At 66.1% G+C, this 9900-nt stretch carries 13 protein-coding genes and 1 pseudogene; 7 read left to right on the plus strand and 7 right to left on the minus strand.

The genetic code is table 11. From position 1 onward, the window contains the following. From B1A78_RS18115 to B1A78_RS18130, 4 genes and pseudogenes are all read right to left on the minus strand, one after another. Positions 1 to 196, minus strand: a pseudogene (locus tag B1A78_RS18115) (hypothetical protein); the annotation flags it as partial. 46 nt (positions 197 to 242) lie between these two features. After that, entirely contained in the window at positions 243 to 1631 is a 1389-nt protein-coding gene (locus B1A78_RS18120; protein WP_077148310.1) for a pyruvate dehydrogenase complex E1 component subunit beta, read from the minus strand. A gap of 1 nt (position 1632) precedes the next feature. Continuing rightward, positions 1633 to 2715, minus strand: coding sequence for a pyruvate dehydrogenase (acetyl-transferring) E1 component subunit alpha (pdhA, locus tag B1A78_RS18125; protein ID WP_077148311.1), 1083 nt, complete (start codon positions 2713 to 2715; stop codon positions 1633 to 1635). Positions 2716 to 2971: 256 nt separating this feature from the next. Further along, complete coding sequence (locus B1A78_RS18130) at positions 2972 to 3268, minus strand: septum formation initiator family protein (RefSeq protein ID WP_256839236.1); 297 nt, start codon at positions 3266 to 3268, stop codon at positions 2972 to 2974. A 158-nt stretch (positions 3269 to 3426) separates the two neighbouring features. On the opposite strand from B1A78_RS18130, the gene B1A78_RS18135 reads away from it, so the two are divergent. Further along, positions 3427 to 5358, plus strand: a complete 1932-nt coding sequence (locus B1A78_RS18135) for a S9 family peptidase (RefSeq protein WP_077148313.1) — start codon at positions 3427 to 3429, stop codon at positions 5356 to 5358. A 25-nt stretch (positions 5359 to 5383) separates the two neighbouring features. Continuing rightward, complete coding sequence (locus tag B1A78_RS18140) at positions 5384 to 5797, plus strand: hypothetical protein (protein ID WP_077148314.1); 414 nt, start codon at positions 5384 to 5386, stop codon at positions 5795 to 5797. A gap of 15 nt (positions 5798 to 5812) precedes the next feature. Here B1A78_RS18140 and eno read toward each other — a convergent pair whose 3' ends face one another. Next, on the minus strand, positions 5813 to 7087 hold the full coding sequence (gene eno, locus B1A78_RS18145) for a phosphopyruvate hydratase (protein ID WP_077148315.1): 1275 nt from the start codon (positions 7085 to 7087) through the stop codon (positions 5813 to 5815). A 197-nt stretch (positions 7088 to 7284) separates the two neighbouring features. On the opposite strand from eno, the gene B1A78_RS18150 reads away from it, so the two are divergent. The 5 genes from B1A78_RS18150 to B1A78_RS18170 all read left to right on the plus strand — a co-directional run bounded on the left by B1A78_RS18150 (position 7285) and on the right by B1A78_RS18170 (position 9317). Continuing rightward, the gene (locus tag B1A78_RS18150; protein ID WP_083734295.1) at positions 7285 to 7818 is read left to right on the plus strand and encodes a hypothetical protein; all 534 of its coding nucleotides are present in this window, start codon (positions 7285 to 7287) and stop codon (positions 7816 to 7818) included. 15 nt (positions 7819 to 7833) lie between these two features. Continuing rightward, entirely contained in the window at positions 7834 to 8283 is a 450-nt protein-coding gene (locus tag B1A78_RS18155) for a phage holin family protein (protein ID WP_077148316.1), read from the plus strand. Next, positions 8283 to 8669: a hypothetical protein gene (locus tag B1A78_RS18160; protein ID WP_077148317.1), complete on the plus strand. Its 387-nt coding sequence runs from the start codon at positions 8283 to 8285 to the stop codon at positions 8667 to 8669. The genes B1A78_RS18155 and B1A78_RS18160 overlap by 1 nt, the downstream gene beginning before the upstream one ends. Further along, the gene (locus B1A78_RS18165; RefSeq protein WP_077148318.1) at positions 8653 to 9018 is read left to right on the plus strand and encodes a hypothetical protein; all 366 of its coding nucleotides are present in this window, start codon (positions 8653 to 8655) and stop codon (positions 9016 to 9018) included. The genes B1A78_RS18160 and B1A78_RS18165 overlap by 17 nt, the downstream gene beginning before the upstream one ends. A gap of 83 nt (positions 9019 to 9101) precedes the next feature. Continuing rightward, positions 9102 to 9317 carry a DUF4170 domain-containing protein gene (locus tag B1A78_RS18170; RefSeq protein WP_077148319.1) on the plus strand — a complete coding sequence of 72 codons (216 nt, stop codon included), beginning with the start codon at positions 9102 to 9104 and terminating at the stop codon, positions 9315 to 9317. A gap of 37 nt (positions 9318 to 9354) precedes the next feature. Here B1A78_RS18170 and B1A78_RS18175 read toward each other — a convergent pair whose 3' ends face one another. Next, positions 9355 to 9633, minus strand: a complete 279-nt coding sequence (locus B1A78_RS18175; protein WP_077148320.1) for an ETC complex I subunit — start codon at positions 9631 to 9633, stop codon at positions 9355 to 9357. A 68-nt stretch (positions 9634 to 9701) separates the two neighbouring features. After that, on the minus strand, positions 9702 to 9900 hold a 199-nt coding region (locus B1A78_RS18180; protein ID WP_144037893.1), incomplete at its 5' end, for an ATP-dependent helicase C-terminal domain-containing protein.

A 9900-nucleotide genomic window follows, 5' to 3' on the forward strand; every position in this document is an offset into this window, starting at 1 on the left:
ACTCGGCGAGCAGCGGCTCGCCCTTCGGCAGCGCCGCGGGTTCGGCCGCGAGCATCACCATCATGTCGCGCCACCAGGCGAGCTTGATCTGACCGATCAGCGGCTCGCGCGTTTCGATCAGCAGATTGGTCAGCCGTTCGGCGAGCGCCCACAAAGCCGCGAGCGCCGCGCGGCGGTCGCGCGGCACCGCGACCATCACGCGCGGATCGCGGATGTCGGGGTAGAGCGGCGCTTGCGGCTCGTCAGGCGCGATTGCAGACCGCCTTCACCGCCGCGATCACGCGCGGCGTATCGACCAGCGCGAGCTTTTCGAGGTTCGCGGCATAGGGCAAAGGCACATCCTCGTTGCACACGCGCATGACGGGCGCGTCGAGGTCGTCGAAGCCATGCTCCATCGCGACCATCGCGAGTTCGCTGGCGATCGAGCAGACCGGCCAGCCTTCCTCGACGACGACGAGCCGGTTGGTCTTCTTGAGGCTGGCAAGCACGGTGACGGTGTCGAGCGGACGCAGGGTGCGCAGGTCGATCACCTCGGCATCGATGCCCTCGGCCGCCAGCGCATCGGCGGCTTCGAGCGCGAGCCCGACGCCGATCGAATAGCTGACGATCGTGACGTCGCTGCCGGCGCGCATGATCCGCGCCTTGCCGATCGGCAGCACGAAATCGTCGACCGCGGGCACCTCGAAGCTGCGCCCGTAGAGCAGCTCGTTTTCGAGGAAGACGACGGGGTCCTCGCTGCGGATCGCGGCCTTCATCAGCCCCTTGGCGTCGGCTGCGTCATAGGGCGAGATCACGATCAGGCCGGGAACGCTGGCGTACCAGGGCGCAAAATTCTGGCTGTGCTGCGCGGCGACGCGCGATGCCGCGCCATTGGGACCGCGGAACACGATCGGACAGCGCATCTGGCCGCCCGACATATAGTTGGTCTTCGCCGCCGAGTTGATGATGTGATCGATCGCCTGCATCGCGAAGTTGAAGGTCATGAATTCGATGATCGGCTTGAGCCCGCCCATCGCGGCGCCCGAGCCGAGTCCCGCGAAGCCATATTCAGTGATCGGGGTGTCGACGACGCGTTGCGGCCCGAATTCCTCGAGCAGACCCTGCGTGACCTTGTACGCGCCCTGATATTCGGCGACTTCCTCGCCCATCACGAAGACGCGGTCGTCCTTGCGCATTTCCTCGGCCATGCCGTCGCGCAGCGCTTCGCGCACGGTCAGCTTGACCATTTCGGTGCCCTCGGGGATCGCGGGATCGGAGGCGCGCTCGACTGCGGCGGGTTTCTCCACGGCCGGCGCTGGGGCTGCGGCGGGAGCTGGAGCGGGTTCGGCGGCCTTGGGCTCTTCGGCCGGCGCGGGCGCCGGAGCCGCAGCGGGGGCCGCCGCGTCCTCGCCCTCACCCGCGATCGTCGCGATCACGGTGCCGACCTTCACATTGTCGGTGCCCTCGGCGATCAGGATCGAGGCGATCGTGCCTTCGTCGATCGCTTCGAATTCCATCGTCGCCTTGTCGGTCTCGATCTCGGCGAGGATATCGCCCGACTTCACCGCGTCGCCTTCCTTGACGAGCCACTTGGCGAGCGTGCCCTCTTCCATCGTCGGCGACAGCGCCGGCATCTTCAATTCGATGGCCATCTCAATATTGCTCCACCAGCACGTCGGTATAAAGTTCATGCAATTCGGGTTCGGGCGCGCTTTCGGCGAAGTCTGCGGACTCGGCGACGACCTGACGGATGTCCTTGTCGATCTCCTTGATCTTGTCCTCGGTGATCCCGGCGTCGAGCATCAGCTTTTTCAGATGCTCGATCGCATCGCTCTTGTCGCGCACCGCCTGCACTTCGTCGCGGCTGCGATATTTGGCGGGGTCGGACATCGAGTGGCCGCGGTAGCGATAGGTTTTGAGCTCCATCAGCACCGGCCCCTTGCCCGCGCGCACCCATTCGAGCGCCGCCTCGGCGGCGCCGCGCACCGCGAGCACGTCCATGCCGTCGACCTGCATGCCCGGGATGCGGAAGCTTTCGCCGCGGCGATAGAGCTGGTCCTCGGCCGACGAACGATTGACCGACGTGCCCATCGCATATTGGTTGTTCTCGATCACGAAGATGATCGGCAGCTTCCACAGCTCGGCCATGTTGAAGCTTTCATAGACCTGGCCCTGGTTCGACGCGCCGTCGCCGAAATAGGCCATGGCGACGCCGCCGTCGCCGCGATATTTATGCGCGAAGGCCAGCCCGGTACCGAGCGACACCTGCGCACCGACGATGCCGTGACCGCCGTAGAATTTATGCTCGACGCTGAACATGTGCATCGAGCCGCCCTTGCCGCGCGAAATGCCCGCGGCGCGGCCGGTGAGTTCGGCCATGATAACCTTGGGATCGATGCCGTAAGCGAGCATGTGACCATGGTCGCGGTAACCGGTGATGACGCTGTCCTTGTCGCCGTCGAGCGCCGACTGGAGCCCGACCGCCACGGCTTCCTGACCGATATAGAGGTGGCAGAAACCACCGATCAGCCCGAGCCCATAGAGCTGCCCCGCCTTTTCCTCGAAGCGGCGGATGAGCAGCATTTCGCGGTAGAATTTCTCGAGCTCTTCCGGCGTCGCATCATAAGGCGCGGGATCGCGCGGCTTTTCGCGGTTCGCGGTCGGCGCAGGGGTTGCGACAGCGGTTGCAGCGGGCTTTTTCGGCGCAGCAGTCTTGCGCACGGGAGCTTTGGCCAAGGCGGGTTCCTTTTGGGTTAGCCGTTACGGCAGGGCCTCCCTATAGGAGAGCCGACGCGCCTTTGGCAACGCCCGCTTGGACCCCGCGGGGGTCCAAGGATACCTATGCAGCAAGACGCTCAAGCCCCTCCCCTTCAGGGGAGGGGTTGGGGTGGGGATTTGACCGATGCGCAAGGCCGCGAACCCCACCCGCTGCGACTAGGGAACAAGTTCCCAAGTCTCGCTGCCCTCCCCTGAAGGGGAGGGTGGAATAAGGTCAGGGCTGCGCGTCGGGGTCCATCGGGATGATCACCTCGTCGGGGTGATAGGCGCCCAGTTTCTCGCGCACATATTCCTCGGCGAGGTCGGGATCGACGCGGCGGCGGTCGAGCAGGCTGACCCGGTTCTTGAGTTCATTCTGCTTCTTGGTGAGGTCGGCGAGGACGACGCGCTGCTTTTCGACCGACTGGCCATAATCGCCCCAGGCATAAAGGCCGGTCGGGCCGAAGATCGCGTAACCGATCATCGCCAGCACCGCGATCACGGCGACGGTGGGACCTATGGCCCGGTTCACCGATTTCCGTACTTTGTGGCGCTGCGTCATTCCGGCCCTTGAATCACAACTGATTCGCGGGGTCAAGCGCGGATGGCTTGCTTTTCCGCAGTTTTGAGACTGGCCGAGTGGATAAGCCTCTGCCACACTCGCGCCATCACTTCAGGGGAGCTTTTTCGATGCGTTCGATCCTTACCGCCATCCTGCTTGCCACCGCCGCGCCGGTCTTTGCCCAAGTCGCCACACCCGAACGCCCGATCACCGATCCGCAGACAATTTCCTCCCCCGCCAATCCCGACGCGAAGCCGGTGCCGCTCGACGATATCGGCGTCACACGCGCGCTTTATGACGCGGTGTGGAGCGCCGACGGCAAGGCGATGTTCATCGCCACCGACCTGACGGGCCGCGTCAACATCTGGCGCATGGACGCGAACGGCAGCTGGCCGGTGCAACTGACGCAGTCGAACGACGCACAGGCGGGCCTCGCCGCCTCGCGCGACGGCAAATTCCTCTATTTCACGCAGGATGCGGGCGGGAACGAATATTATGACGTCTATCGCGTGCCGGTGAACGGCGGCGCGGTCGAGAATCTGACCAACACGGCCGAGCGCAGCGAGAGCGGCCTGCTCCCTGCCCCCGGCGGCGACCTCGTCGCACTGTCGACCAAGCTCAAGAGCGAGGGACAGAGCAACCTCGCGGTGATGGATGGCGCGGGCAAGGTCCGCAACCTGACCGCCGAGAAGGACCCGGCCTATAGTTGGAGCCCGGCAGCGTGGATCGATGGCGGCAAGGCGATCATCGCCAATCGTGGCAGCGTCGATTCCACCGTGAGCGAAGTGTGGCGCATCGATGTCGCGAGCGGTGCCGCGACGATGCTGCTCGGCAAGGCGAAGACCATCTATGCCGCGACCGGCGCGACCCCCGACGGCGCGGTACTCGCGGTGACCACCGACGAAGGCACCGGCCAGCCGCATGCGGGCGCCTATACGGTCGCGACGAAGAAATGGGCGTGGCTGCCCAAGACGCCGTGGGAGGAGACGAGCGACATCGTCACCCCCGACGGCAAGGCGATGTTCGTGCGCACCAACAATGACGGGCGATCGACGCTGTCGCGCGTCGAGCTTTCGACCATGGCGAAGACCGATCTGACGCTCGATCCGGGCCGCGCGTCGATCCCCGGCCTCACCGCTATCTCGCCCGACGGCAAGCGGATGTTCGTGACGCGCAGCGGCGCGGATTCGCCGACGATGCTCTATGCCTATGACCTCGGCGCCAACAAGGCGGTGCCGGTGGTGCCGCTAGCGATGGCCAGCCTGTCGCCTGCGACGCTGCCCAAGTCGCAGGTCGTGACCTACAAGAGTTTCGACGGCACGCTGATCAGCGCGGTCGTGACGATGCCGTTCAACCTGAAACGCGACGGCAGCAACCCCGCGATCGTCATCCCGCACGGCGGCCCGACCAGCCAGTCGCAGGACGGCTTTTCGCGCTTTGCCACCGCCTTTGCGACGCGCGGCTATGTCGTGATCCAGCCCAATTTCCGCGGCTCGACCGGCTATGGCAAGGCGTTCCAGGAAGCGAATTTCCAGGATCTGGGCGGCGGCGACCTGAAAGATACCGTCGCGGCCAAGACCTTCCTCGTCCAGTCGGGCTATGTCGACGACAAGAAGGTCGGGATCTTCGGCGGTTCCTACGGCGGCTTTATGTCGCTGATGGCGATCGGCCGCACCCCCGACGAATTTGCGGCGGCGGTGCAATGGTTCGGCATCATCAACTGGCGCACGATGTACCGCGATCAGGACGAGTTGCTCAAAGCCTATCAGCGCAGCCTGCTCGGTACGCCCGAGAAGGATGGCGCGGTCTATGACGCCGCCTCGCCGTTGACGTACATGAAGGCAGCCAAGGCGCCGCTGCTGACGATCCAGGGCGAGAATGACATCCGCGTGCCGCGCGGCCAGGCGCAGGAGGTCCACGACCTGCTCAAGGCCAAGGGCAATGTCGTCGAGACGATCTTCTACCCTGAGGAAGGCCATGGCTTCCAGAAGCGCGAAAACCAGCTGGATTCGCTGCGCCGGACGATCGGGTGGTTCGATAAATATCTGAAGGGCGAGTGAGGGCGAGGCAGAGGGTTGGACGGCGATGAAGCGCGCGGCGATATGCGCCGTCATACTGGCCGCGACGCTGACCTCCTGCTCCTATCCCGCCCTGACGGTCGAAGCCTGCACGCGCGGCCACCGCCTCGGCTTTCAGGTCACATTGCTGGACGGGCGCGTGCCCAAAATCGACCGCGTCGCGGTGGGCCGGCGGCAATCAGGCACCCCGCTGCTCGCCCATGTGTGGGCGGCCTATACGCCGACCAATTTCTGGCACCACAGCCCCTATCGCTCGGAGCTGATATATTATGGCCAGGTTCCGGACGGGTGGCGCGCGGACGCCAAGGCGCCCGCGCTCACCGAAGGCGCGGCCTACGAAGTCTGGATCACGGCGGGCAAGTCCGAGGGAAGCGCCGCCTTCAGCTACGGACCGTCCCTACCGAAATGCCGCTCGCGCTGACGCCCTACCGCTGACTCACCCGAAAATCGCCGCCCCCGGGTAACGCGCCATGTCGCCCAGTTCTTCTTCGATGCGGATCAGCTGGTTGTACTTCGCAAGCCGGTCCGAGCGCGCGAGGCTGCCGGTCTTGATCTGGCCGCAGTTGGTCGCGACCGCGAGGTCGGCGATCGTCGAATCCTCGGTCTCGCCCGAACGGTGCGACATGACCGCAGTATAGCGCGCGCGGTGCGCCATATCGACCGCATCGAGCGTTTCCGACAGCGTGCCGATCTGGTTGACCTTGACGAGCAGCGAGTTGGCGAGGCCGTCGCTGATCCCCTGCGACAGCCGCGCCGGGTTGGTGACGAACAGGTCGTCGCCGACGAGCTGGCACTTGTCGCCGATCAGGTCGGTCAGCGCCTTCCAGCCCACGAAGTCGTCTTCGCTCATGCCGTCCTCGATCGACTTGATCGGATAGTCGGCGACGAGCGCGGCAAGATATTCGGCCATCTGCTCGGGGCTGAGCGACAGACCCTCGCCGCTGATCTCATACTTGCCGTTCTTGAAGAATTCGGTCGCGGCGCAGTCGAGCGCGAGCACGACGTCGGTGCCGAGCTTGAAACCGGCTTCGTCGACCGAGGCGGCGATGAAGTCGAGCGCGGCGCGCGTCGAGGCGAGGTTCGGGGCGAAGCCGCCCTCGTCGCCGACGGCGGTGGCGAGGCCCTTTGCCGACAGGCCCTTCTTCAGCGTGTGAAAAATCTCGCTGCCCCAGCGCACGGCTTCGGCGATGCTGCCGGCGCCGACGGGCATGATCATGAATTCCTGCACGTCGATCGGGTTGTCGGCATGTTCGCCGCCGTTGATGATGTTCATCATCGGAACGGGCAAGGTGCGTGCCGAGACGCCGCCGACATAGCGGTAGAGCGGCAGGCCGCGCGCGTCGGCCGCAGCCTTGGCGGCGGCGAGGCTGACGCCGAGGATCGCATTGGCGCCGAGGCGACCCTTGTTCGCGGTGCCGTCGAGCGCGATCATCGCCATGTCGAGTTCGCGCTGGTCCTCGGCATCGAGGCCGATGAGTGCGTCGGCGATCTCGCCGTTCACCGCGGCGACCGCCTTGGTCACGCCCTTGCCGAGGTAGCGCGCCTTGTCGCCGTCGCGCAGTTCGACGGCTTCATGCGCGCCGGTCGAGGCGCCCGAGGGCACCGCGGCGCGGCCGAAGCTGCCATCCTCGAGCAGCACATCGACTTCGACGGTGGGATTGCCCCGGCTGTCGAGGATTTCGCGGCCGTGGATGTCGATGATGGCGGTCATGGAGGATCGTCCTGCTGGCGGCCACGCTGGCCGTATGGGAAAGGCGCCCGCCTGTTATCGGCGGCATCGCGACAAGGCAATATGCATAGGAATTTTGGCGCGCTATGGAACCATTCAGCCCCTGCGGCTATAGTAACCGACAGACAGGGATGGGTATGGCCGCCGCTGCCGCGCCCGAACAGAGAAGAGGACGAACCATGGCCAAAGCCGCTACTCCCGCCGCCAAGACTGCGACGCCCAAAGCCCCCGCCAAACCCGCTGCCACCAAGGCGGCGCCCGCGCGCAAGCCCGCGAAGGCGAAAGCCGCCGAACATCCGATCCGCGACCAGCTCGCCGCTACCAGCGCGACGATCAAGAGCGAAGCCTCGAAGAAGGCCGCCTCGTTGAAGGCCGACGCGAGCAACCTCGCCGGCGAAGCGAAGGTCAAGGCGCGCGAAGCGGCGACCAAGGGCAAGGACAAGGCCGCCGAAGCCGTCGGCAGCCTCGCCAAGATGCTCGAGGACAGCGCCGGCACCGTCGACAGCAAGTTCGGCAAGCAATATGGCGATTACGCCCGCTCGGCCGCCTCGACCGTCGCCGGCCTTGCGACCACGCTCGACAAGAAGGATCTCGACGAGCTTGCCGCCGCGACCAAGGACCTGGTCAAGAAGAACCCGGCGGTGTCGGTCGGCGCCGCAGCGGTGATCGGCTTCGTGCTCGCGCGCCTGCTCAAGGGTTCGAGCAGCGACTGATCCCGATCCAGCGAGATGCCAGACGCCAAGCCTGAATCCCCTGCCCCCGACGAGGGCGCGCTTAACCGCGTGAGCCACGGCTATGCGCCCGATGGACGGCCGATCGCGCCCCCGCCGGTGCCTTTGGAAAAGATTATCGACGATGTCGTCGACAATTTCCAGGCGACCGCCAAGGCCGAACTGGCGCTACTCGAGGCGCGCGGCGAACTCGCGCTGCACGGCGCGACATGGGCCGCGAGCTGGGGCGCGGTCGCGGCCTCGGCGCTCGGCGTTGCGATGCTTGCGCTCGCGTTCGGCGCGATCCTGGCGCTGACGCCGCAGGTCGGGCCGTTGCTCGCGACGCTGATCGTCGTGGGTGTACTGCTGCTGATCGCCGCCTTCGCCGGGTGGCGCGCGAAGGCGAGCTATGCCGATATCCGGACGGCGCTGCGGCGCAATCTGGTCGATGAAGAAAGCGACGATTGATGCCGAGGACCCGCAACCGGCTGATCAACGCGGCGCGCCGGGCGATGCTGCAGCGCGCCGAACTGCACCGAAAGCTCGGCGTCGCGGGGGAGGCGTTCAAACCCAAGGCGCTGTATAATCGCGGCAAATATCGGCTCGACGCCAAGATCGACGATACTGCGGCCGCGGTGCAGAAGCAGTTCAAGGACAACCGCCTGCCGATCGCGCTGGCAGCTGCGGCGGGGCTGGCCTGGCTTTTCCGCGAACCGATCAAGGAACATGCCCCGCGCCTCGGCCGCAAGCTGCGCGACCTTGCCGAAGCCGGGCTCGACAAGATCCGCCCGGGCGACGCGCCCGACGCCGACGAAACCGAATATCTGGAGGACCAGGATGAAGCCGCTCAGTGAAACCGCGCGCGAAACCACCGCGAAAGTGAGTGAAGTTGCGCAGAAAACCGCCGAAAATGCCAAGCTGACCGCCGAAGCGGCGAAGGCGCGCATCCAGGATGGCTATGGCCGCGCGCGTGCCGCGACGAGCGAGCTTGCCGCGAAAGGCGCCGAACAGGCCGGGGTCGCGCGCGAGGCCGCAGGCGAAGCGCTGGCCAAGGGCAAGGCGCAGGCGAAGCGCGCCAATTCGAAGCTCAAGGACGTCGCCGAAAAGCAGCCGATCGCGCTCGTCGCGGGCGCGGTGGCGATCGGCGCGCTGCTCGGTGCGCTGCTCCCCAAGGGCAGCAAGGGCGACGACAGCGGCGCATAACCGCGCCCTTGCCCGAAATGCGAGCGACTGGTAGGGGGCGCGGCTTCTCCCCTCCCCAGCGCTAACCCGCAAGGAAAGCACCAATGAGCAAATTGCACCTCGTCTTCGGCGGCCGCGTCAGCGACCCGCAGGGCCTCGACTTCGTCGACCTTCACAATCTCGACGTCGTCGGGCTGTTCCCCGATTACAAGACCGCCGAAAAGGCCTGGCGCAGCGCCGCGCAGCGCACGGTCGACGATGCCGAGATGAAATATGTCGTCGTCCACCTGCACAAGCTGTTGCAGCCCGACGCGGAGTAAGACCGTCGCCCCCGCGAAGGCGGGGGCCGCCGGCTAATTACCGGAAATTGTCGGCGTAAGCCTGGATCTTCAGCTTGCGCTCGGGGGTCGCGATGACTTCGGCGTCGATGCCGTTGCGCTCGGCATAGGCGAGCGCCTCGTCCTGCGTCGCGAAACCCAGTCGCAGCTGGCGCTGCGTGTCGCCGCTTCCCGCCCAGCCCATCAGCGGGTCGGCCTTGCGCGCCTCGGCGGGCGCAAATTCGAGCATCCAGCGCTGCGTGCCCGCACGCCCCGACTGCATCGCGTTCTTGGGCTTCTGGAAAATGCGCGCCTTCATATTCTCGTCCTCACATGGAGCCTTTGCCGCGCCTTAGCGCGTCACCGCGCCGACGAAAAGGGCCATCGTCACGCGCCGTCGCGGCGCGCCTGCGCCGCCTTGGTGAGCAAGGTCGGCCGCGCGGTCGCGGGATCGTCGGGCCAGCTGTGCTTGGGGTAGCGTCCGCGCATTTCGCGCGCCACCTCGTGCCAGCTGCCGCTCCAGAAACTGGCGATATCGCGTGTCGTCTGGATCGGGCGGTGCGCGGGCGAGGTCAAGGCGAGCACG

This window comes from Sphingopyxis sp. KK2 (assembly GCF_001990265.1).
Classification (GTDB): domain Bacteria; phylum Pseudomonadota; class Alphaproteobacteria; order Sphingomonadales; family Sphingomonadaceae; genus Sphingopyxis.